Here is a 22,863-nt window from a genome sequence, read left to right on the forward strand (position 1 = left end):
CACGTCGAAACGGACTCACTCCTCGAGAAATCGGTCGCGAATCGCTCGAGCCGCGTCCGTGCCGTAGTGGTCGACCAGCCCCACCAGGGCATCGCCGAACGCCCGTCGGCACTGCCTCGTGGATGGGTACTCGAGTTCGTCGGCGACGGTCTCCCAGGAGTGACCCTGCAGCACGCGCCGCACGAACAGGCGCTCCTCCCGCGGGGAGAGTACACCACTGGTTTCGGCCGGTCGTTCGATAAGGAACCGCGTGATCAGCCGTCTGAACGGTTCGGGATCGACAGCAAACCTGGCCGGGCCGTACGCCGCCCCCGCTACCACGTGCCAGTCATGGTTCGAGGTCGCGAGCGAGGGGGCGTGGGCAGGGTCGATCGAATCGGTGACCGCACGAACTACGTCGGGGTCGAGGTTGCAAAGGGTATCGGACAGCATCGCGGGAAGCCGACTGGCGAACCAGGAACCGTGGCCCTCGAGCAGTTGCTCGCCGCCGTCGCTCGTCGGCCGCAGCATAATCGCGGAGTGTTCGCCGCTGGTGGCGTTTCGGGTCGTCGAGAGGTGCACCGTCCGATAGCCGTTGTTCTGCCAGAACGAGACGAGCGGAGCCGTCGCGCCGAACCCGGTGCCGAGCCAGTCGACCGTACTCGCGTAGTCGGCCTCGAGGCACTCGAGCAGGTGTGAGCCCAGCCCTCGCGAGCGAACGGCATGGTGGGTGGCGATCCGGACGACCCGAATTCCCGAGAGCCCACCCGCTTCTTCGTCGCGCAGATGGGTCGTGAGGATGTCTGGGATCATGTTCCCCCTCACGCGAGCCCCCTCGTACATCCGTCGACGGATGTCTACGTCGAGTCCGCCTTCGCGGGCCAGCAACCCGACGGTGACGACGTGCCCGTCGTGGAACAGGCTGCAGACCTCGAGGTTTGGGGCGTCGAGCAATCTGGCTAGATCGTTCGGTTCGGTTCGGTAGTGTGCGAGCACGAGCAGCCCGAACACCTCCCGCAGGAGGGACTCGTCCTCGAAGAGGGTATCGGCGTCGAGTCGGCGGAAGGTTACCGTCTCCGGCGTCGCGTTCTCGACGAGCGATGCGACCGGCGGCCGGGCGTCGAGCAAGAGGGCACGAAACGACCAAACCTCGAGCGGGTCGCCGCCCGCGTAGCGGATTGGGTCGTACAGAGTATTCGTCGTCACGTCGTGATCGCTCGCCTCGAGTCGGTCGCGAAACCGAACCGAAAAGCCCCGGCCGGCACCTTCGTAGCCGTGGATTGTCGTCGCGAACGCGATTCGGTCGGCCGTGAGCAGCGACTGGAGGACGCCGACCGAGAGCGCTGCGGCCTCGTCGACGAGGACGACGTCGGCCTCCCTCTCGCCGGTGACGGCCTCGAGCGGTGGAACGTACTCGACGACGCCGCCGGTGCTCGAGACGAGTCGCCGACGTTCGCCGTTACCTCCACCAGACTTGTCGTCGTCACCCTCCAGCACTGTGTCCAGTGTCGCGAGGAGCTCGCGGGCGCGGGCGAACACGTCTCCGACGTTCTCGGAAGCGGGTGCCGTAACCAGAACGCGCCCGCCTGCGGCGGCGAAACACCCGGCCGCCAGTCCAATCGCGCTCGATTTACCCCGGCCACGATCGGCCTCGAGCACGACGGCCTGGTGTCGATCGTGAAGCCGTTCCAGTACTTCGAGAGCGTCGCGCTGGTCGTCGGTGTAACAGGTGTCGTAGGCAGCGGTCGGAAACCGCCTCTGCTCCAATTGGGGCATCTCGTCGTCTCTGCTCGAGTCCCCCTTCGACGCCCGTCCTCCGGCAGGACGACCAACCAGCCGTGGTGCCCGCTCGATCAGTCCCTCCGACTCGAGCGTCCGTGTGTCCACGTCGACGATAGCGATACCCCGGTGTGCCTCGAGCGTCTCGAGGAGGCGCTGTCTGAATCGTCCGGTGACGTCCTCGAGTTCGAAAGGGGGAACGGCAAGAGATCGCTCGAACGCCCCACGCTCGCTCGCCCAGGTCGAACCTGATGGGAGCAGGAGAACGAAGAGCCCTCCGCCGTCGACCGTCCCCACGACCCGACCAATCGCGTTTGGTTCCAGGGTTTCGTGGCCGTCGACGATGACGACCTCTCGCGTCGTCCCGAGCAGGTCGCCGGTCTGACGCTGCGAGTGTTGCTCACAGCGCAATCGATCTTCGGGGCCGACCAGCGCCGTTCGCGTGATGGGTACCTCGAGCATCTCGAGGATGGCTTGCAGGTCGGCATACCCACGCTCGCGGTCGCCACAAAGTACGAGACCCCGGCGTTCGTTCTCCGCCAGCGCTTCCGTGCGGAGGGCCCGTGCGTACGCGGCGATGTCCATACGTCCTCTCGGAACAGCGCCAGTAAGATACTGTCGCCTCTGAGGGTGATCGTCGTGGTTCGTCCCCGATTCCGTCTACCCGTGCAATGGTTTCCCACGGGCCCGTTCGTTTGAACACGCTTTTAAGGGGGGCAACATTACTGAGGAATACACCCTACGTGGGGTTGATGATACTCCTAGCCTCACAGGACTTTCGCCGGGTTCGACCCGGCCCGGGCCCAGCCCCGGATGGCAGGGGAGTGCGAGCCCGCACGTAGGAGAGGTGAACAACCAATGGCAGTCTACGTAACCACAGACATCCCAGCCGACCTCGCCGACGACGCCCTCGAGGCGCTCGAGGTCGCCCGAGACACAGGTAGTGTAAAGAAAGGAACGAACGAAACGACCAAAGCCATCGAGCGCGGCAACGCCGAACTCGTCTACGTCGCCGAGGACGTCAGCCCGGAGGAGATCGTGATGCACCTCCCCGAACTCGCCGACGAGAAAGGCATCCCAGTGGTCTTCGTCGAGACCCAGGACGACGTCGGCCACGCTGCTGGCCTCGAGGTCGGCAGTGCCGCCGCGGCGATCGTCGACGCCGGAGAGGCGGCGAGCGACGTCGAGGACATCGCCGGCAAGGTCGAGGATCTCGACTGAGGTGATTATTCATGAGCGCTGAAGACGGAGAAAGCAGTTCAACGCCCGCCGAGGTCATCGAGATCGTCGGCAAGACCGGTATGCACGGTGAAGCCATGCAGGTCAAGTGCCGGATCAAGGAGGGCGAGAACCAGGGACGCATCATCACCCGAAACTGCCTCGGGCCGGTTCGCGAGGGGGACATCCTCCAGCTGCGCGAGACCGCCCGCGAGGCCGACTCCATCGGAGGACAGTAAGATGGTCGAGAAGCGAACCTGCGATTACACGGGCGAAGACATCGAGCCCGGAACGGGCATCATGTACGTCCGAAACGACGGTACCGTGCTCCACTTCGTGGACTCGAAGGCGGAGAAGAACTACAAACTCGGCCGCGAACCACGTGACCTCGAGTGGACGGCCGAGGGTCGTCGCGGCAAAGGCCCCGTCCAGGACGCACCCGAGGTCGACGAGGAGCCAGAACCGGAATCGGCATCTGAATCGGAAGCCGAAGCCGAAGAAGATATCGAAGACGTCGAAGCAGACCTCGAGGACGAGGACGAAGCTGACGATGACGAGGCTGGAGCCGAGGACGAAGACGCCGAAGCAACCGAAGACGACGAAGCGGCTGCGGAAGCCGACGACGCGGACGCTGACGAGGTCGACGACGAGAGCGAGGAGACAGCATGAGCGACCACGAGCGAACCTTCGTGATGGTCAAACCCGACGCCTTCGCTCGCGGACTCGTGGGCGAGGTCGTCTCCCGACTCGAGGAGCGCGGCCTCAAACTCGTCGGCATCAAAGTGATCAACATGCCCGAATCACGGGCCAAAGAGCACTACGCCGAACACGAGGACAAACCGTTCTTCGACGGCCTGATCGACTTCATTACCAGCGGCCCGGTCGTCCCGATGGTCTGGGAGGGTCAGGACGCGACGCGTCAGGTTCGCCAGATGATCGGCGAGACCGACCCGCTCGAGGCCGCCCCTGGTACGATCCGGGGCGACTACGCACTCGACCTCGGTCGCAACGTCGTCCACGCGGCAGACCACGAGGACGAGGGCGCGAACAAGCGCGAGATTGCGATCCACTTCGACGAGGACGAGCTCATCGACTACGACCAGCACGACGCTGGCTGGCTGTACGAGTAACTTCGTACGATCGGACGCGTCGAGAGGGTCGATAACTCGATTCGGTTTTCTTTCAGCGACTTACTCCGACCTCGAGCGGTCGCTATCGTAGTGTCAGACGGTTTTTTGATACCCCAATTGCCATCCACACGGACGTCCCGAACGAGTTCGCGAGGATCTAGAGGCACCTCGAGGGCAAACCTGCGTGTATGTCCGGTTACCAGCCCCTGTTCGAACAGACCAGCGTCCCGACCGATCGACCCAGGGAGGTACTCGACGTCCGTACGCTTGGGCCGCCCCAGCCACTCGCCCGCACGCTCGAGCGACTGGCAGCCAGCGACGACGATCTGGTGTTGATACAGCGGAACGATCGCGCCCCACAGTTCCTGTACCCGAAACTCGAGGATAGAGGCTACACCTACGAGACGGTCGAGACCGAAATGGAGGTCGTCACGGTTATTTGGCGGGAGTGATCGCACCGGTCGCGGATGGTGTACAGAACCGTTCTGAGTACGGATTCTGTGCGAACGATCTGTCGAGATGGAGTGCCCCAGACCACAGTTGAGTGTATCGTTCGCTGACAGAGGGCGCGTATCCTGTCGCTGCATCCCCGAGACGAGATCGCGATGCCGATGTTACACTGTCGCTGAGAGTCACTATACCAAAGGTTAATGCCGTTTGATAGGCTATTTGTAAAAAGAACCGTATGACCGATAGTTCGATCGATGAAAAATCGGGTGAGGGGGATTTCGATGTCGGCCCGAGCATGGACGAACTCTTCGGGGAGATCGAAGAGCTTGAGGAGGGGGAGGTCGATCGGGAGGAGACACAGTCGGCAGACGACGTCGAAGACGTGACGGCGGCGGACGTTTTTAGCCAGCTCCGTACCGAAGCAGCCGAGGAGTCCGGCGTCGACGACTTTCTCGAGGACGAGAGCCCGGAAGAGATCATCGCGAGTGCCGACGACGAGACCGACTCGGAGCCGGACGAATTTGATGCAGATCTCATGGACGAAGGGGCTCTGGACGATCTGTTGCTCACGGGACGAACGCAATCGGACGAGTTCCTCTGGGTCGACAGCGGGGGTGCTGACCAGGACTCGTCAGCCACCGAGGCGGAACCAGAACCATCCACCGAGGCAGAGTCGGATACCGACTCGTCCATGCCCGACGACGCGGACACTGAAGCGGACGAAAACGCGGCAGTCAGCGACGATGCACCCATCGATGCTGGACCCGAGCGATCCGATACCGACCCGACCGAGTCCACTACGGCGTCGGAGAGCGACCCGGCTGCTGAAGCCGATTCCGTTGCAACCACTGATTCGTCGCCGTCGAACGGGTCAGAACGGGAGGGTGTGTCGGCCCCCCTCGGGTCTGAAACTGAAACTGAAGCGAAAACAAAAACCGAATCCGAAACTGAAGAACCCGCCGCCCCGACGGACGACGATGGGAAAGAGACGTCTAAGGGCAACCGACAGGCTGGTAGCTCCCCATCCTCAAACGAAGACGACAGTGATGGCAACGACAAAACCACACCAACCGGCCGCGTCGACTACGCCCTCGAGTCCGACGCCGACGACGCCTCACCCGAAGACGAATCGCTGGTCGTCTCCGACGTCGAATCGACGACCACCGACCTCGTCCCGACCGAGACCGAATCCGACGAGAGCGGCGGGTTCCTCAGTTGGATACGGTCGAAGCTACCGTTCTGAGTCGCGTATTCGACCCTCATCGTGCGGCGAAATCGTTTTTGGGCATTCCACCGAAGCACCTGGTATGAGCACGGACGACGAACTCGAACGAATTCGCGAGCAAAAACGAAAGGAGCTACAGGAACGCGCCGAAGCCGAAACGCAGGCGGCCTCGAGTCCTGACGAACCGATTCCGATCGAAAACTCGGCTCACTTTCAGGAGACGCTACAGGATCACGACCGCGTCCTCGTGGACTTTTACGCCGATTGGTGTGGCCCGTGTCAGATGCTCGCTCCCGTCCTCGATCGGATCGCGGCCGAGACCAGCGGAACGATCGCGAAAGTCGACACCGAAGCCCTCCCTCAACTGGCCCAGCAGTACGGCGTTCGCGGCTTGCCGACGCTGATCCTCTTTGAGCACGGCGAGCCAGCGAAACAGCTCGTCGGGATGCAAGAGGAGTCGACGCTGCGGAACCTCTTCGTGTAGGCCGCGTTAGCTCGCCCGTCCGCGGAACGTGCGGACTTTGTGAGGTGTTCGGTACGCTTGTTTTGGAGTAGTATGGGTACGTGAGGGCTCGAGTCGCGGATTCGACCGTCTTCTTCGGGTAACTGATCCGGTTTCACTCGAGCCAGGCCGAGGGAAACGCAGAGAGAGGGCGGTAGAACGAGAGGGCAGTAGAGCGAGCGTGATGTCCGGACGAGAACTAACCGCGAGGCGGCCGAACTACTCGTAGAGCGGATTCGCTGCACAGAGGTCGTCGACTTCCGCGGCGACGTCCGCAATGACCGACTCGTCGTCGGGGGCGTCGATGACGCGGGCGATCAGGGTTCCGACGGTGCGGAGGTCGTCCTCGTCGAAGCCGCGGGTCGTTAGCGCGGGGGTTCCAACACGAATACCGCTCGGGTTGAACGCCGACCGGGTCTCGCCGGGAACGGTGTTCGCGTTGAGGACGATTCCGGCTTCCTCGAGGGCCTCTTCGGCGTCGCCACCGGTCGTCTCGGGGTGTGATGGCCGCAGGTCGACGAGCACGAGGTGGTTGTCGGTACCACCGGAGACGAGCGAAAAGCCGTCCTCGACGAGCGCCTCACCGAGGGCTTTGGCGTTGGCGACGGTCTGTTCGGCGTACTCCTGGAACGCGGGCTCGAGCGCCTCGCCGAAACCGACGGCTTTGCCGGCGACGTTGTGCATGAGCGGGCCGCCCTGGCCGCCGGGGAAGACGGCTTTATCGATATCGTCGGCGTACTCCTCCCGGGTCATGACGATGCCACCGCGGCCGGCACGGATCGTTTTGTGGGTCGATCCCGTGACGAAATCGGCGATGCCGACGGGGGATCCGTGGACGCCCGCGGCCACGAGGCCGGTGATGTGGGCGATGTCGGCCAGATGGAGGGCGTCGACTGACTCGGCCGCGTCCTGAATGCGCTCCCACTCGACTTCGCGTGGATACGCGGAGTAGCCCGAGACGATGATGTCCGGCTCGAACTCGGCGGCGTGGTCGGTGAGGCCATCGTAGTCGAGGACGCCCGTCTCGGAGTCGACTTCGTACTGTTCGACCTCGTACAGTTGCCCGGTGAAGTTCGCCGGGTGGCCGTGGCTGAGGTGGCCGCCGTGGGTCAGATCCAGCGAGAGGATCTTGTCCCCGGGCTCGAGCATCGCGAAGTAGACGGCCTGGTTGGCCTGGGTTCCCGAGTGGGGCTGGACGTTGACGTGTTCGGCACCGAAGAGTTCCTGCGCCCGGTCGATGGCGAGCTGTTCGACCTCGTCGGCGTACCGACAGCCGCCGTAGTAGCGGGCACCCGGATACCCCTCGGCGTACTTGTTCGTCAAGGCGCTCCCCTGGGCGTCGAGGACGGCGCGGCTGACGTGATTTTCGCTGGCGATCATCGACAGCGTCGACTGCTGTCGTCGAATCTCTCCCTCGAGGGCATCAGCTACGTCGGGATCGACGTCGCGAACCTGGTCGTGTTCCATATTCTCAGTGGCGTCTGGGCAGTGTATAAGTGTACCTTTCCTCGGCAATATCGGACTCGAGTGGTATCGGACTCGATCGGCGTGGTGGAACCGACATTATCATCGATCGTACAGACGATACAACTATCTTTCAGGGATGAGTTTCATTACAGTGAATGATAGAGTGGGACGGTGCCGACGATCACGTTCGCGTGGTCGATGCGGATAACACCACCCTGTGTGTCCAGGGAGTCGGTCTCACCATCGACGGTACGGGCCCCGACATCTCCCGACCGGTCGACGAGACCATCGTCGTGACGGCAAAAGCCCTCCAGTTCCCCCACGCCGTCGTCTACGCGTCTGCACTCGGCCGGGACGAGTGGTACCAACTCGAGCCCGACGAGATCGAACTGGAACTGCCGCCAGCGGAGTACGTCCTCGACATCGATACCGGCATCAAAACCTATCTGCGGTTTTCGGGGCCGGCGGTCATCCAGCGGGCGAGTGATTACTCGACGCTCGTGATCTCCTTCCCCGAACGAACGCGGACGATTCTGGGCTTTCGCAGCCGCCACGAGTTTCCTGCGGAGACGATCACCGTTTCTGAAACTCCCTCGGGTCTCGCCCGCGGCCTATCGCTGCTGTCGTCGTCGATCAAGACCCAGCTCCCGGATCGAACGTATCCGACACTGCGCGGGCACCCGCCACTGCTCGAGACCGGCGAGACGTTCTCAGCGCCGGCGTCGCTGCGAAATGCCGACCGGTCGGGAATCGAACTGGTCGTTCCACCCAGGTACGACGCGCTGTTCGTCGTCGCACCGCTCGCGTACTTCCTGCAAGCGACCGTCAGCACCGAATCGGGAAGCACGCCCCGTATTCGCCTCCCCGACGTGGCTCGTGAGCGGGAACTCCAGCCGATGCCAGACCTCGAGGCCGATGTCGAACGGCTACTTCGACAGTGTTTCTTCCTGGACTGTCTGGTTCGCAATGCCGGCCCGTACGGAACGCGATTGGCCGAGTTGAATCTCCTCGAGGCGCTCGACATCGACGCGAAGGCGTTGTACGAGGCGACCCCACAGGAGCGGCTCGCAGCGTATCTCGAGGTGCCGTATTCTGCGCTCAGCCATCGGCTTCCGACGTGGCATCTGTCGACGTACGTCGAGCCGACGGTGCCGAGCGTGGAGGCGATTCCGTATCTTCTCGATCGACTGAGCCTCATCTTTATGCCCCGGACGTCCACGCTCGAGGGCAGGGAACTCGTCGAGCGATCGCTCACCGACTTCTACCGTGGCGACCGCTCGGGGGCGGGACAGGTCGCGTCGGTCAACATCGTCAAACCGGAGCTTCGTGGCGGGCGTGTCCACGGCTGGCTGGCCGACGGCGTCCCGATCGACGTGTTCAAATCGAACGTCGCCGCCTACCGAAATCGACTGTCGTTCCTCGAACGAGACAACGGAACGCCGTCGATCCGGATCGTCCTGAACGATCCCGAGATGGCTGGCGAGCGCGAGCGGGTGGCATCGATCTATCAGCAGCGCGCCGAAGAACTCTCACTCGACGTTCGCGTCGACGAGCACCTCAGGACTGACGCACTCGCCCAGGTGTTCGAGAGCGATCATGCGTTCGTCCACTACATCGGCCACTGTGAAACCGACGGCCTCCGGTGTCCGGACGGCGCGCTCGCGACCTCGAGTATCGACGACTGCCGGGTCGAGACGTTTTTCCTCAATGCCTGTGGCTCCTTCTATGAGGGAATGAATCTCATCGAACGCGGGAGCGTCGCTGGGGCCGTGACGTTCAGGCAAGTGCTCAACGATCACGCGCTGAAGGTCGGTTCGACCTTTGCGAAGTTGCTCGTCCATGGGTTCAGTTTCGAGCGTGCGATGCGCCTCGCTCGCCGACGGATCATGATGGGGAAAGATTACGCCGTGGTCGGTGATGGCACCCACTCGGTGACCGAAGGGGACTTACAGGTTCCAACGACGGCGACGATCGAACCGCTTCCGGACGGCAATTACCTCGTCGAACTCGAGTGCTATTCGACCCGGGTGAACGGTCAGTACTATTATCCACACGCGGCCGACAACGAGTACAGCTACCTGTGTGGGACGCCCTCGTCGATCACACTCGAGAAGGTCGCGTTGACACAGTTCCTCCAGGAATCGAACCTTGCAGTCATCTACGATGGCGATGTCTACTGGTCGAGTGAACTTGCTCGAACAATGAGCGGCGATCAGGGGCCGCCGTAACTGCTCACGCGTTTCGACGATGCTGATCCGAGATCGGCTTCTCGGCGACGCCGTGTCCGCTGTTCGTTTCGTGACAACTGTGGTACCCACGCTCGATCGTCGGAGACACCCATACGACAGCAAAAATGGAATTCAGTATAGTTAACTGTTGCTGTTGTGTGCCACGTTGCCATTGAGTATGACAACACACCACACATTTGGCAGTCCACTCGGGCAAATCGAATTGGTGTATGGACACCCCCAGTCGATTCGCACAGATAGAGTGTAAAAATCGACAAAAATCTCCGCTTTTGTCGCCTGAGTATAAGTTGTGGCGTGATGATGGCCAACAAAATTAAGTACTGCGCTATCGTTTACTTCTGTAGAGAGATGACTTCGAATTTACTCAACCATCAGATAGAGGAGATCCTCGAGACCGTTCTCACCGACGCCTCGGGTGACGTGTACATGGTCAATCCGTCGTGGGAGGCCATCGAAGAGTTCGTTACCGTCGCAACCGAGTTCGACGGCGATCTCCCGACCGTCCACATGCTCGCCGACGATCGGACGCTGAAGGACGTCATGGGCGACTTTATCGTCGCCTCGAACGCCGCAGACCTGATCGATGAGGGCACCCTCGAGCTGCGCACCCTCGAGCAGGCACCCGAAAACTCCCTGCTCATCACCGACGACACCGTCGTCGCCGTCGTCCACGCAGGCGACCGCGTCGGTGGTCTCGTCACCGACGACGAGGAATTCGTCGACGCTTCCTTCGACACCTACGCAGCCCGCTGGGAGGACGCAAACGCGTTCAATCTCCGTACACCGCCGATCACCCGCGTCCGAGAGACGCTCTCCGACGAGATCAGCGCCGATGCCGAGGCCGACTTCACGGCGATCCTCAACTCGCTCGAGACCGCCCGCGGCGACGGCGACGGCCTCGACGAGGTCACCATCTCGCTGCTCGTCGCAGCCAGGAACGAGGCGCTGCTCTACGACATCAGCAAGTGGGGCGAGGACGTCGGTATCGCCTCGAAGGCGACGTTCAGCCGCACGAAGACCAAGCTCGAGGACATGGGCCTGATCGACACCGAGAAGGTGCCGATCGACGTCGGTCGTCCGCGCCTGCGTCTGAAGATCGGTGACGACCGACTCGACGAGGCCGACAACGGCCAGCTCGCGACGGTCGCCCAGTCGATCCTTAACTAAGACCACCGACCTTTTACGCTGCGCTTGTTCGCGACGACGACAGCGTTGCTGTCGTGCGTCGCGTCGTCGCTCGGTAAAAGCTCGACCAAAAGCTCTCCTCCCTCCGTTCGTTCACTCCGTTCACTCACATCAGTCGTCGGCCCGCTCGCTCACTGACTCACGGGCGTTGCCCGTTTGTCTGTCCGCGGCGCTACGCGCCGCGCTTTCGTTCGCTCGCGGAACACGTTCGTGGCCTGCCCTTCCCCGGAACGCGGGACTCTCGCCATGCTCGAGGCCCGCGTCTGGCCACCGTCGCTGAACGGAGTCGGTACGGGTTTGATCTGATTCTCAGGGCCGCTGACCACAGAAGGACGCATATCCCAAGGACGCAAACCCCAAGTCATCGCCGTCCCTCGAGACGCGTATGTACGAAGCCGTCCACGTCGACCCCGAGCCAGGCAAGGGAGCCGACGTCGTCGCTCAGGTGGTCGAGACGGCCGCCAGATACGGCTACGAGGGCGTGGTGGTGCGCAATCACGACGGCGTACGCGTCGCGTTCGATGCCGACGAACTCGCCGACGAGTACGGGATCGACGTCGTCGACGGCGTCGAAATTCGATCCGATGATCCCCACCAGGCCAGTGGCTCCGTCGGCAACTACCGACCCCAGTATACGATCCTGGCGATCCACGGCGGGACGAACGCGATCAACCGATTCGCCGTCGAGACCGACAAAGTCGACGTGCTGGCCCACCCGATGGACGGCTCCGGGGACGTCAACCACGTCCTCGTTAAAGCGGCGGTCGAGAACGGGGTTCGTCTCGAGTTCTCGTTCGCGAACGTCCTCCGTGCGACCGGCGGCCGACGGGTGCGAGCGATACAGTCCCTGCGCAAGCTCCGGGAACTCGTCACCTACTACGACGCGCCCTACGTCGTGAGCGCCGATCCACGCGGCCCGCTCGAGCTGCGAGGCCCGCGAGAGCTATGCGCACTCGGCGAGGAGCTCGGATTCGACCAGGAGTGGATCGTCGACGGCCTAGAGGAGTGGGGGTCTCTCGCGGGCCGCAATCGGCGGATCCAGTCCGATTCGTTCATTGAGCCGGGGGTCGAACGAGGGAGATATGAAAAAGACCGTTGCTGAACACGCGGCCCGATTCGACGACATCGCGAGCGAGTACGACGATTCGGGCACCGAGGAGTACCGGGCCTGTGCGAGCCTAGTGATCGAACACGCCGCGCCCGAGAGCGACGACGTCATCCTTGATATCGGCACCGGAACCGGGGCAATCGCGCTGGCGCTGGCTCCCGATGCCGAGGCGGTCGTTGGCAGAGACATTAGCGAAGGTATGATGGAGGAGGCACGCTCGAAAGCCGCCGACCAGGGTCTCGAGAACGTCTCCTTCGGCTACGGGACGTTTCGCGAGCCCGAGTACGACAGCCCCGTCGACGTGGTCACATCGAACTTCGCCATGCACCACCTCTCGGACGAGGAAAAACGCGAGGCGATTGACGCCATCGCGAGCCTCGAGCCCCAGCGGTTCGTCCTCGGTGACGTCATGTTCTTCGGGGAACCCGATCCGAGCGAGCCGTTCTACGACCCCGAAGTCGACGATCCAGCGACCGTCGGCGAACTCGCCGACGCCTTCACCGATGCGGGCTTCTCGCTGACGGCCGTCGAACGAGTACACGATCAGGTGGGCGTACTGGTCGCAGAACGGGGAGCCTAATCCGTCACCATCGATGAAACACCTCCCGAAACACCTCCGGCCACGGTGGCGCTATCTCGCCATCGAACTCGAGACCGACCCCGATGCCGACGTCACCCGCCGCTCGTTCCAGCGGGAGGTCTGGTACGCCGGGCAGAACTTACTGGGCGACCCGGGGAGCGCGGACGCCGACCTGACGGTGGTTCGCTACCGATTCGACGACGGCAGAGGTGAGGCGATCGTACGCGTCCGCCACGGCGAGGTCGAACGGGCTCGAGCGGCGATCGCCTGCGTGGATTCGATCGACGGCAATACGCTGGGTCTGTTCGTCTGTGGCGTCAGCGGAACGATACGGGCCGCCGAAACTAAATTTTGACTGTCGGAACGATTTTTGTTGCGGCTCATCTCCTCGGGAGTGTAGCCAGCAGCCTGTTCCAACCCGTCTGTAACGGCGACAGTCAGCCGCCACGACGGTTGTGATGAACCGGCGCATATGCAGCAGTAAGAAAACTATTTAGGACGCCGCCGGTAACATCGGGTAGAGAGAGCCGTCGTGTTCGACATCGCTGACCGAGTCGCCGTCCGGCGAACTGAATCTGTAGACGTGCGACTCGATGACGTGATCGTCGTCACGACACCCCTCAATACAATTTAGCGTGATACTATGCAGGGACAAGCCCAACAGCAGGCGTACGACCGCGGCATCACGATCTTCTCACCAGACGGCCGACTCTACCAGGTAGAGTACGCCCGTGAGGCGGTCAAACGTGGCACCGCGAGCATCGGCATTCGAACGGCGGGCGGTGTCGTCCTCGCCGTCGACAAACGGATTCCCTCCCCACTGCTCGAGGACTCGAGCGTCGAGAAAATCCACAAGGCCGACGACCACATCGGCATCGCGAGCGCCGGCCACGTCGCCGACGCCCGCCAGCTCATCGACTTCGCCCGCAGACAGAGCCAGGTGAACCACCTGCGCTACGGCGAGCCAATCGGCGTCGAGACCCTCACCAAGACCGTCACCGACCACATCCAGCAGTACACCCAGGTCGGCGGGGCTCGCCCGTTCGGCGTCGCGCTCATCGTCGGCGGCATCGAAAACGGCGAACCACGACTGTTCGAGACCGATCCGTCGGGAACGCCCTACGAGTGGAAGGCCCTCGCCGTCGGTGCCGAACGCGGTGAACTCCAGGGCTTCCTCGAGGAACACTACGACGAGGAGGCCGACCTCGACGGTGGCGTCGCCCTCGCACTCGAGGCCCTCGCCTCGGTCAACGACGATTCGCTGTTGCCAAACGAGGTCGGTCTGGCAACGATCGACGCCGAGACGGAGACGTTCGTCCAGTTCGAGGACGACGAAATCGAGACGTACCTCGAGGAGAACGAGTTGCTCGACACCGGCGAAGACGCTGACGACGAGTAACCGACGCCGTCACCACTCCGTATTTTTTCGGCGACGTCCCATTGGCGTGTCCAGATACGACCGCGAGCACTCAGAACGCGGTTCGAATCGGTTCATGCCAGTCGGCGTGTACGCTGAACACCACCGGTTCCACACGGGAAAGGTCTTTTAACCGCCCGTGGATATCTTCGGGTATGATATCGCTTGACGAGGCAGTCACCGCGCGACTCGAGTCACACGGCGCGCGTTTCGAGGTGCTAGTCGACCCGGATGCAGCACTGTCGATCAAACGCGGCGAGTTCGATGGCGACCTCGAGGACGTGATCGCCGCCGAGGACGTCTTCGACAACGCCTCGACGGGTGATCGACCGGCCGAAAACGATCTCGAGGACGTCTTCGACACCACGGATCCCCTCGAGATCATCCCCGAGGTCATCACACGCGGGGAGATCCAAATTACCGCCGAACAGCGCCGTGAAATGCAAGAACAGAAGCGAAAGGAACTGATCACGACCATCTCGCGAAACGCGATCAATCCTCAGATGGACAACGCCCCCCATCCGCCCGAACGGATCGAGAACGCCCTCGAGGAAGCCGGGTTCACCGTCGATCCGATGGAACCCGCGAGCGAACAGGTCGACGACGCGCTGGATGCCCTCCGACCCGTGATTCCGATTCGGTTCGAAGAGATCACGATCGCCGTCCAGATCCCGCCGGAGCACGCCGGCAGCGCGCAGGCGAAGATCCGACAGTACGGTGACCTCGAGCGAGAGGAGTGGCAACCGGACGGCTCGTGGATCGGCGTCATCACGTTCCCCGCCGGCTTGCAGAACGACTTCTACAACGTCGTCAACGAGAACACGAGTGGTGAAGCGGAAACCCAGATAGTCAGCGACAAAGACGAACTGAGCACCCGATAAAACGATTGGCGAACCGTCCTATCCGCGGTGGAACCCGATCATGAAGCCGGTCGCAAATCCGGCACCGACCGATAGCGTCGAGATCAGCGACTCGAGATAGCTCGCATCAGCTCGTTCCGAGGTACTAATCAGCCCCCGCGACAGTGCATCCCAGTCGACGATGAGAATCCCCTGTGACTCGAGGTACCGGAAAATAACGAGCTGGACGCCGATGATGACGGCGATCAGTTTGGCAATCTTCTTGGCTGCAAATCCCATCAGCGCCCCGATCAGAGCGCCACCGCCGAACTCGAAACCGAGCGTCGTGAGATCGATATCGACCATCGTAGGGTGATTCGAGGCAGCCACCATGACTGTTGTGGTGGCCAACTGGTCACGCACCGATCAATTTCATCGGTTATGGGCGTGGCCGACGTACAACGCAAGGAGGTGTGCACCGAGCAATACGAGAAAGACGCCCGTTCGGAGGCCGTTCGAGAGGCCGATGACGAGTAACGGGAGATACAGAATCGGCAAGACGATTGCGACCCAGAAACTCGCCACGCGGAGGCGCTCTCGAATCGTCGGAAGCGACCACTCGAGATCGTTCTGGCCGTCGATAGTTCGGTGGTCTGTGGACTGTTCCCCGCCACGAGTCGACTGTGAATCCGACATTGAGTCACCAGTACCAGGTGAGTAACCGACGTGACGCGATATATACCATCACGTACGTTTCACGCGATCAGTCGAAATTCACCGAGCTAGGATCTGCCACACGAGTTCGGCCACACGAAACGCCCGGCGAAATGACTGCTTGTACGCCCGACAGCAACCGTGTACGTCCACTATGCGAAAACCAGCCAGCTCGAGGAATCGATCAGCCGTCGGTGGTACCGTTCGGTCAGCTATGCACTGGGTAAACTGTTTACGGAATAATCGAGCGACGCCCAATCGAAATGCCGTACGGACGAAAGCTGGTAAGCCCAGCTTACTGGAACCCGATTCGGCTGCCCCGTCGCCCCGTTCCAGGTTCGACGGCCCTGGTGCCGCCTCTGAACTCCTGTTCGATCTGTTCGTAGTACTCGAGGATGTCGTCGGTGATCGTCGGCCGGACGTTCTCCATCGCCTGGCGGAAGTGACGCATCTCGACCAGGTCGGCGTCCTCTTCCTCCCGAAGCGCTTCGATCGCTGCCTCGCGGGCGATCGACTCGAGGTCGCTACCGACGTAGCCCTCGGTGATCTCGGCGATCTCGCGGAGGCTCACGTCCGCTGCCAGTGGCGTGTCCTCAGTGTGGATCTCGAGGATGCGCTCGCGGCCCTCGGTGTCCGGTTCGCCTATCATGACCAGGCGATCGAACCGACCCGATCGCAGTAATGCAGGGTCGATCATGTCCGGGCGGTTCGTTGCACCGATGACCATCACGTTCTCCATCTCCTCGAGGCCGTCGAGTTCGGTCAGCAACTGGTTGACGACCCGTTCGGAGACGTTGCTGCCGACCTCGCCGCCGCGGCCGGGTGCGAGGGAGTCGAGTTCGTCGAAGAAGATCACCGTCGGTGAGACCTGCCGGGCCTTCCGGAAGGTCTGTCGGATGGCCTTCTCGGACTCACCGACCCACTTACTGAGTAGCTGGGGTCCACGAACCGAGATGAAGTTCGCGTTGGTCTCGTTGGCGACGGCTTTGGCCATCAGCGTCTTCCCGGTGCCTGGCGGTCCGTAGAGTAAGACCCCGGCTGGCGGGTCGATTCCCATCCGTTCAAACTTCTCGGGGGTGCGAAGCGGCCACTCGACGGACTCCTGTACCTGCTCTTTGGCGGCGGTGAGCCCGCCGACGTCGTCCCAGCTCATCTTCGGCAGTTCGACGAGCACTTCGCGCATCGCCGACGGCTCAACCTCGGCGAGCGCCCCGCGGAAGTCGTCGCGTTTGACGATCATCCGGTCGATGAGGCTTGGTGGGATGTCCTCCTCGTCGAGATCGATCTCGGGGAGGTATCGGCGCAGCGCTTTCATCGCTGCCTCCTTCGTGAGCGACTCGATGTCGGCTCCGACGAAGCCGTGGGTTTCGTCCGCGAGGTGACCCAGGTTGACGTCGTCGCTCAGCGGCATCCCGCGGGTGTGGATCTGGAGGATCTCCTCGCGACCGACCTCGTCCGGAACCCCGATTTCGATTTCGCGGTCGAACCGGCCAGGCCGGCGGAGTGCGGGGTCGACGCTGTCGACGCGGTTGGTTGCCGCGATGACGATGACCTGTCCTCTGGCCTCGAGACCGTCCATCATCGTCAGCAGCTGGGCGACGACACGGCGTTCGACCTCGCCAGTGACGTCCTCGCGTTTGGGAGCGATGGAGTCGAGTTCGTCGATGAAGATGATCGCAGGGGACTCCTCACTCGCGTCCTCGAAGATTTCTCGCAGTTGCTGTTCGGACTCGCCGTAGTACTTCGAGATGATCTCCGGGCCAGCGATAGAGAAGAAACTGGCCGAGGTCTCGTTGGCGACCGCCTTGGCGAGCAACGTCTTCCCGGTACCCGGCGGCCCGTGCAACAGGACACCCTGTGGCGGCTCGATTCCCAGTTTCTTGAAGATCTGGGGATGTTTCATCGGCAACTCGACCATCTCGCGAACGCGCTGAATCTCGCCCTGGAGGCCCCCGATGTCCTCGTAGGTGATGCCGCCGCCAGTCTTCTCGAAGCCCGAAATCGGCTCCTCACGGAGTTCGACATCGGTGTCCTCGGTGATGAGGACGACGCCGTCCGGCTCCGTTTCGACGGCGATCAAGGGGATGGCCTGGCCCGGCGAGCGCATGAACGGATGGTTCGTCGAACTCATCACGGGAACGATGTCGCGGCCGACGACGGGTCGCTTGAGGATCTGGCGTTTGACCATGCCAGCGGCGTCCGAGCCGAACTGGACGGACGCCTCCTCGGGCGGGGCCAACACCAGGGTCTCTGCTTTCGTCGCTTCGGCTTTCCGGATCGTCACGCGTTCGCCGATGCCGACGTCCGCGTTCTGTCTGGTGAATCCGTCGATTCGAACGGTGTCGGTGTTCCAGTCCTGTCGGTCAGCACGCCACACCTTGGCAGCGGTCGTTTCGGATCCCTCGATCTCGATGATGTCGCCCGGACTCAACTTCAGATGAAGCAGCGTGTCCGGGTCGAGACGGGCAATACCACGACCCGAGTCGTTCGGGTACGCTTTCGCGACCTCCAGTTGCACTTCGTTCATGATTGGGGGTAGACGGGGATGTTCCTGAATCCGACTCGCCGTCGGATAGGTTTTTTGCTCGCACTGGTTTTCACCTGTGCTAGATGCTGTCACATGTAACTGGGCGAGGGAAGTACATAGATGTACCGACCTCGGTCGTTTTTCGAAATGAGCAATGGTACCTATGACGGGGAGAGTGATGGCTTTTTACCCTCACCGCTCGCCGATGTAGCTATGACGACACGCCAGCTCGTCTTCGACGGTCGAATGGGTGCCAGCGGCGACATGCTGCTCGCAACCCTGCTCGAGGTTGGTGCCGATCCGGCTGTCCTCGAGCCCGTCGAGGACGCGCTCGATCTCGAGTATTGGATCGGGACGACGACGAAGTGTGGGATTCGCGCGAAGACGGTCGACGTCGTATTGGCCGGCGATCACGAGCGTGGCGATGGAGACGCCGACGGTGACGCAGAGACCGGGCACGAGGGGCACGGCCACGAAGGACATCACCACGATGGCCACGACCACCACAGCGACGACGAGCCAGGCCACTCACACAGACACGATCACACGCACACCCACGCCGAAGGCCACGGCCCACACCGCAGCTACCGCGAGGTCTGTACGATCGTCGAGGAGATGGGCCTCGAGCCGCCCGTCGAAGCCGACGCACTCGCCATCTTCGAACGGCTCGGCGAAGCCGAAGCCGCCGTTCACGGCACCGATCTCGAGTCGATACACTTCCACGAAGTTGGCGCGGACGACGCCATCGCCGACGTCGTCGGTTCCGTCGCGCTCGTCCACGATCTGGACGTCGACCGCGTCTCGACCACTCCCGTCTCGGTCGGCGGTGGCACCGTGTCGATGAGTCACGGCGAGTATCCGATTCCAGCGCCGGCCGTCCTCGAGATCGCCGAACGAGCCGACTGGGAGATCAGCGGCGGCCCCGTCGAGGCCGAACTGTTGACGCCGACCGGGGCAGCCATCCTCGCCCACGTCGCCGACGGCGTCGAGGGCGTCCCGCCGCTTTCGGTCGACTTGTCCGGCTACGGTGCCGGCGGCTACGACCTCGACCCGCACCCGAACGTCCTTCGGGCGATCGTCGGCGAGGCTCGAGGCACCCTTCAGCGGGACGACATCGCCGTCCTCGAGACGAACCTCGACGACGTGGCACCCGAGGTACTCGGCGGCCTCCAGGAGACGCTCGCCCCGGCCGGCGCTCGAGACGTCTCGATCGTGCCGGTGACGATGAAGAAATCCAGGCCGGGCCACCTGGTGAAGGTGATCTGCAAGCCCGAAGATCGCGAGCGCGTGGCCAGAAAACTGGCCGAGGAGACGGGGACGCTCGGGATTCGCGACGCGGGCGTCACCCACCGCTGGATCGCCCAACGAGAATTTGAGACGGTCTCCCTCGAGCTCGACGGGAATCGATACGACGTGTCGGTGAAGGTAGCGAGCGACGAGGACGGGGCGGTGTACGACGTGAGCGCAGAGTACGACGACGTGGCGGCCGTCGCCAGCGAAACCGGGCTGAGTATCCGGTCGATCGCCAATCAGGCTGAACGTGCGTACGACGAGGCGGACGACCGCTGAGCGCTCGAGAAATCACGGGAAACAGTCCGATTCCGTTCCAGGCGAATTCTCAATAAACCTCAGTCGCCGTTCCGATGTTCGTCGAGGGCTTCCTCGATCGACAGCTCACCGCTCGCGACCCGCCGGGCGAGCGCTTCGTCGATCGCTCGATTCGTCTCGCTACGCTCTCTCGAGCGATCCTTGATCACCTGTAGCTCGCCGGCAGTTGGCTCGATCTCCCGCGTCTCGATCGGGTCACCCTCGCGACGGGCGATATTCGCCGCGGCGAGGACGTCCCCCATGCCGCGTGCACCGGTACCGAGGTACGGCGTGGTGCCGGTTTCGTCGACCAGTTCGACCCGAACGGCCTCGAGTTCGTTGATCAGGGTCGCGCTCTCGAGGCGGGCACCATCGCCGATTCGCACCACGGGGTCGGCGGCATCGACGGCCTGTATCTCTCCCCGGATGACGTCGACGGCGTCGGCAATCGGTACCTGAAAGGCGGCTATTACCGTCTCGCCAGCGAGCACGGCGATACCGGGTTGGCGACCCGGGTCGACGCCGATAACCGTCCGCCCGTCGCCACCGCGGAGCGTGCCGAGGGCCTTGTCGACGGCCAGACGCGGGTCGTCCGGATCGGCGACGATCGTCGGGACGCCGGCATCGTCGAAGTCCTCGGCGTGTTCTGCCCCGGTGAGCACGACCGCCGTCTCCGACGGTAACGGGTCGTCGATCTCGATGGTCGTGAACGTGGTTCCCCGGTCGCGAAGCTCGTTCACGACACCGTGGTACACTTCGAAGTCTGCGGTGGCGACGACGATCACACCGCTCGTTCGTTCTCGATCGAATAAAACGTGTCCGTCCCACTGTCCGTGCTCGAGCCAGCGGAAATTCGACAGCGCACAGATCGGTACCGGGGGCTTTTTGCGTGGTACGTTCGAACGACGACTGTGAACGACGAGTCGATTCCGACCGGCTGTAGCCCGGTCGATGCGTTACTGTCGGGCGGGTTCGAACGCGGTGCCGTTACGCAGTTGTACGGCCCACCGGCTGCGGGGAAGACGAATCTGGCGCTGTCTGCCGCCGTCGAAACGGCGGCGGCGGGAGGCACCGCCGTCTACATCGACACCGAGGGCGTTTCCGTCGACCGGTTCGAACAGCTGCTTCAGGCCCGCACAGACGACGTCGAATCCGTGGCGTCGCGGATCATCATCGAGGACGCCTACGATTTCGCTGAGCAGGCCGAGGCCGTCAGGGACGCCGAGGAGTTCGCGACGCAGGCCGACCTGATCGTCCTCGACAGCGCAACCGGCTTCTACCGACTCGAGCGAGGCGAAGACGGGGAAGCCGGCGACGCGCTCAGACAGGTGACCAGTCAGATCACCCACCTGCTCTCGCTGGCGCGCAAACACGACCTCGCGGTCGTGATCACGAATCAGGTGTACGCCGACCCCGACTCCGACCGGACGCGTCCGCTCGGGGGGAACACGATGGAGCACTGGACCGGCGTCGTCGTCCGCCTCGAGCGCTTCCGCGGCGGAAACCGACGGGCGACGCTGACCAAACACCGGTCGAAGGCGGCCGGCGAATCGGTCACGTTTCGGATCACCGGCTCGGGCGTCGAAGGAAGCGACGAGAGGACTGTATAGCGTCGCTAAACGAGCGCATGAATTGGCAGAAAACGGTGTTATGGAGGTGTACCACCCGGAGCGGAGCTTCGACGCCGGTCTGGTGAGTTAGAGTTCGTTGAGCTTTCGTAACAGCTGTCCGCGGTATTCCTCGTCGCTGCGGACGCCTTTGAGCTCGAGGACGTTTCGCTCGAGTTTGTCCAGGGCGACACGGAACGCGTTTTCAGCGCCGTAGCCCTCGCCGGAGCCGGCTACCTGTGACTTGTTCGTCCGGAGTCGAATCTGACACTGGATCAGTGGGGTGCCACGAAGCTTCTCTTTGTGCTCGTGGAACCGGACGTGTGCGTGGTGAACCTGCATGTCGGCGTACTTGTCGGCGACCTGCTCGATGCTCTGGACGACTGACTCCCGCGTGATGGTGTCCATGAGCGAGATGTTCGTGATCTGGACGTCCATGTGCTCTTCCTCAGTGAACGTCAGCGCTCGGAGGACGTCCGTCTTCGTGACGACGCCCTCGATGACCCGGTCGTCGTCGTCGGGCGTCACGACCAACCCGGCGTAGTCGTGCTCGAGCATCGTCTCGACAGCCTCTCGAGCGGTCGCATCCGCCGTCGTCGTCACCACGGGGCTGTTCATGATATCGTAAATCGGGACGTCCAGCATCCGCTCGTTGTCGCCGACGCGGTCGCCCGTCGTCATGCGCTCGTTTTCGCGGATGACGAAGTCGGCGATGTCGTGGGTCGTGACGACGCCCGTGAGGTAGCCGTTCTCGTTGACGACGGGAAGCCGGGAGATGCCGTGTTCGCGCAGGTGATTGATCGCCTTGCCGATACCGTCGTCCTCGGCGAGGCGTATCGGATCGTCGGTGTAGATATCGGCCACGGTGAGCGCGTCGAGGTTCTCGAGGACGGCGGTGAGCAGGTCGTCTTCGGTGATGACGCCCCAGAGCTCGTCGTGTTCGAACACCGGCGCAACCTTTGTGTTCCCCTCGACGAGCATTCGGGCGACCTCCCGAATGTCCTCGTTTCGGTCGACCTTCGGGGACGGATCGTTCCGGCTCGGTTTGATCAACGCACCGACTTTCGCGTCGTCTTCGACGTGAGACTGGAGCACCTCTCGCTCGCTGATGACGCCCGCGTAGTCTCCGTCATCGGTGACGATCAGCCCTTTCGGGTTGCCGTTTTCGAAGGTAGAACGGACTTTCCCCATTCGCGTACCGACGTCGACTTCGATATACTCCGTGGTGGCGATATCAGCGATATTCATCGTTCCGCGTGGACGTACTCCGGCCGGACTATTTAACGTACCGACCTGCGGG

General features: G+C 62.8%; 22 protein-coding genes and 1 pseudogene. 16 read left to right on the forward strand and 7 right to left on the reverse strand.

Annotated features, from left to right (window positions below; all coding sequences use genetic code 11):
- Positions 1 to 15 precede the first annotated feature (15 nt).
- Positions 16 to 2,343, reverse strand: coding sequence for a tRNA(Met) cytidine acetyltransferase TmcA (tmcA, locus tag NGM68_RS15055; protein WP_252699053.1), 2,328 nt, complete (start codon positions 2,341 to 2,343; stop codon positions 16 to 18).
- A gap of 273 nt (positions 2,344 to 2,616) precedes the next feature.
- Here tmcA and rpl7ae point away from each other — a divergent pair, with 273 nt between their 5' ends.
- The 7 genes from rpl7ae (at position 2,617) to trxA (ending at position 6,265) form a co-directional block, all read left to right on the forward strand.
- Entirely contained in the window at positions 2,617 to 2,979 is a 363-nt protein-coding gene (gene rpl7ae / locus NGM68_RS15060) for a 50S ribosomal protein L7Ae (protein WP_252699054.1), read from the forward strand.
- 11 nt (positions 2,980 to 2,990) lie between these two features.
- Positions 2,991 to 3,215 carry a 30S ribosomal protein S28e gene (locus tag NGM68_RS15065; RefSeq protein WP_252699055.1) on the forward strand — a complete coding sequence of 75 codons (225 nt, stop codon included), beginning with the start codon at positions 2,991 to 2,993 and terminating at the stop codon, positions 3,213 to 3,215.
- Between the two features lies 1 nt (position 3,216).
- Positions 3,217 to 3,645: a 50S ribosomal protein L24e gene (locus NGM68_RS15070; protein WP_252699056.1), complete on the forward strand. Its 429-nt coding sequence runs from the start codon at positions 3,217 to 3,219 to the stop codon at positions 3,643 to 3,645.
- Complete coding sequence (gene ndk / locus NGM68_RS15075) at positions 3,642 to 4,106, forward strand: nucleoside-diphosphate kinase (RefSeq protein ID WP_252699057.1); 465 nt, start codon at positions 3,642 to 3,644, stop codon at positions 4,104 to 4,106. Before NGM68_RS15070 ends, ndk begins: the two co-directional genes overlap by 4 nt.
- Positions 4,107 to 4,294: 188 nt before the next feature.
- A complete protein-coding gene (locus tag NGM68_RS15080) occupies positions 4,295 to 4,558 on the forward strand; it encodes a DUF2249 domain-containing protein (RefSeq protein ID WP_252699058.1) in 264 nt (87 codons plus the stop codon).
- A gap of 233 nt (positions 4,559 to 4,791) precedes the next feature.
- Positions 4,792 to 5,799: a hypothetical protein gene (locus NGM68_RS15085; protein ID WP_252699059.1), complete on the forward strand. Its 1,008-nt coding sequence runs from the start codon at positions 4,792 to 4,794 to the stop codon at positions 5,797 to 5,799.
- A 64-nt stretch (positions 5,800 to 5,863) separates the two neighbouring features.
- Complete coding sequence (gene trxA, locus NGM68_RS15090) at positions 5,864 to 6,265, forward strand: thioredoxin (protein ID WP_252699060.1); 402 nt, start codon at positions 5,864 to 5,866, stop codon at positions 6,263 to 6,265.
- 237 nt (positions 6,266 to 6,502) lie between these two features.
- Here the strand turns inward: trxA and glyA are convergent, their stop codons facing one another.
- Entirely contained in the window at positions 6,503 to 7,750 is a 1,248-nt protein-coding gene (glyA, locus tag NGM68_RS15095; RefSeq protein WP_252699061.1) for a serine hydroxymethyltransferase, read from the reverse strand.
- A gap of 155 nt (positions 7,751 to 7,905) precedes the next feature.
- Here glyA and NGM68_RS15100 point away from each other — a divergent pair, with 155 nt between their 5' ends.
- The 7 genes and pseudogenes from NGM68_RS15100 (at position 7,906) to NGM68_RS15130 (ending at position 15,170) form a co-directional block, all read left to right on the forward strand.
- Positions 7,906 to 9,978 (forward strand): hypothetical protein, encoded by a 2,073-nt coding sequence (locus NGM68_RS15100; protein WP_252699062.1) that lies wholly within the window; start codon positions 7,906 to 7,908, stop codon positions 9,976 to 9,978.
- 369 nt (positions 9,979 to 10,347) lie between these two features.
- Positions 10,348 to 11,166, forward strand: a complete 819-nt coding sequence (gene tbsP, locus NGM68_RS15105; RefSeq protein ID WP_252699063.1) for a transcriptional regulator TbsP — start codon at positions 10,348 to 10,350, stop codon at positions 11,164 to 11,166.
- Between the two features lie 403 nt (positions 11,167 to 11,569).
- Positions 11,570 to 12,286, forward strand: a complete 717-nt coding sequence (locus NGM68_RS15110; RefSeq protein WP_252699064.1) for an RNase P subunit p30 family protein — start codon at positions 11,570 to 11,572, stop codon at positions 12,284 to 12,286.
- Entirely contained in the window at positions 12,267 to 12,872 is a 606-nt protein-coding gene (locus NGM68_RS15115) for a class I SAM-dependent methyltransferase (RefSeq protein ID WP_252699065.1), read from the forward strand. Before NGM68_RS15110 ends, NGM68_RS15115 begins: the two co-directional genes overlap by 20 nt.
- Positions 12,873 to 12,885: 13 nt before the next feature.
- Positions 12,886 to 13,224 (forward strand): annotated as a pseudogene (locus NGM68_RS15120) (Rpp14/Pop5 family protein); the annotation flags it as partial.
- Positions 13,225 to 13,515: 291 nt separating this feature from the next.
- Positions 13,516 to 14,271: an archaeal proteasome endopeptidase complex subunit alpha gene (psmA, locus tag NGM68_RS15125; RefSeq protein WP_252699066.1), complete on the forward strand. Its 756-nt coding sequence runs from the start codon at positions 13,516 to 13,518 to the stop codon at positions 14,269 to 14,271.
- A gap of 173 nt (positions 14,272 to 14,444) precedes the next feature.
- Complete coding sequence (locus NGM68_RS15130; protein WP_252699067.1) at positions 14,445 to 15,170, forward strand: ribosome assembly factor SBDS; 726 nt, start codon at positions 14,445 to 14,447, stop codon at positions 15,168 to 15,170.
- An 18-nt stretch (positions 15,171 to 15,188) separates the two neighbouring features.
- Here the strand turns inward: NGM68_RS15130 and NGM68_RS15135 are convergent, their stop codons facing one another.
- From NGM68_RS15135 to NGM68_RS15145, 3 genes are all read right to left on the reverse strand, one after another.
- Entirely contained in the window at positions 15,189 to 15,494 is a 306-nt protein-coding gene (locus NGM68_RS15135; protein ID WP_252699068.1) for an FUN14 domain-containing protein, read from the reverse strand.
- Between the two features lie 66 nt (positions 15,495 to 15,560).
- A complete protein-coding gene (locus NGM68_RS15140) occupies positions 15,561 to 15,824 on the reverse strand; it encodes a DUF8028 family protein (RefSeq protein WP_252699069.1) in 264 nt (87 codons plus the stop codon).
- 313 nt (positions 15,825 to 16,137) lie between these two features.
- Entirely contained in the window at positions 16,138 to 18,369 is a 2,232-nt protein-coding gene (locus NGM68_RS15145; protein WP_252699070.1) for a CDC48 family AAA ATPase, read from the reverse strand.
- Positions 18,370 to 18,582: 213 nt separating this feature from the next.
- Between NGM68_RS15145 and larC the strand changes: the two genes are divergently transcribed.
- Positions 18,583 to 19,938 (forward strand): nickel pincer cofactor biosynthesis protein LarC, encoded by a 1,356-nt coding sequence (gene larC, locus NGM68_RS15150; RefSeq protein WP_252699071.1) that lies wholly within the window; start codon positions 18,583 to 18,585, stop codon positions 19,936 to 19,938.
- 59 nt (positions 19,939 to 19,997) lie between these two features.
- On the opposite strand, the gene NGM68_RS15155 is transcribed toward larC, so the two are convergent.
- On the reverse strand, positions 19,998 to 20,741 hold the full coding sequence (locus NGM68_RS15155; RefSeq protein ID WP_252699072.1) for a hypothetical protein: 744 nt from the start codon (positions 20,739 to 20,741) through the stop codon (positions 19,998 to 20,000).
- Positions 20,742 to 20,867: 126 nt separating this feature from the next.
- On the opposite strand from NGM68_RS15155, the gene radB reads away from it, so the two are divergent.
- Complete coding sequence (gene radB / locus NGM68_RS15160) at positions 20,868 to 21,566, forward strand: DNA repair and recombination protein RadB (protein ID WP_252699073.1); 699 nt, start codon at positions 20,868 to 20,870, stop codon at positions 21,564 to 21,566.
- Between the two features lie 87 nt (positions 21,567 to 21,653).
- On the opposite strand, the gene NGM68_RS15165 is transcribed toward radB, so the two are convergent.
- Positions 21,654 to 22,811, reverse strand: coding sequence for a CBS domain-containing protein (locus NGM68_RS15165; RefSeq protein ID WP_252699074.1), 1,158 nt, complete (start codon positions 22,809 to 22,811; stop codon positions 21,654 to 21,656).
- Between the last annotated feature and the right edge of the window lie 52 nt (positions 22,812 to 22,863).

This window comes from Natronosalvus vescus (genome assembly GCF_023973145.1).
GTDB classification, from domain to species: Archaea; Halobacteriota; Halobacteria; order Halobacteriales; family Natrialbaceae; genus Natronosalvus; species Natronosalvus vescus.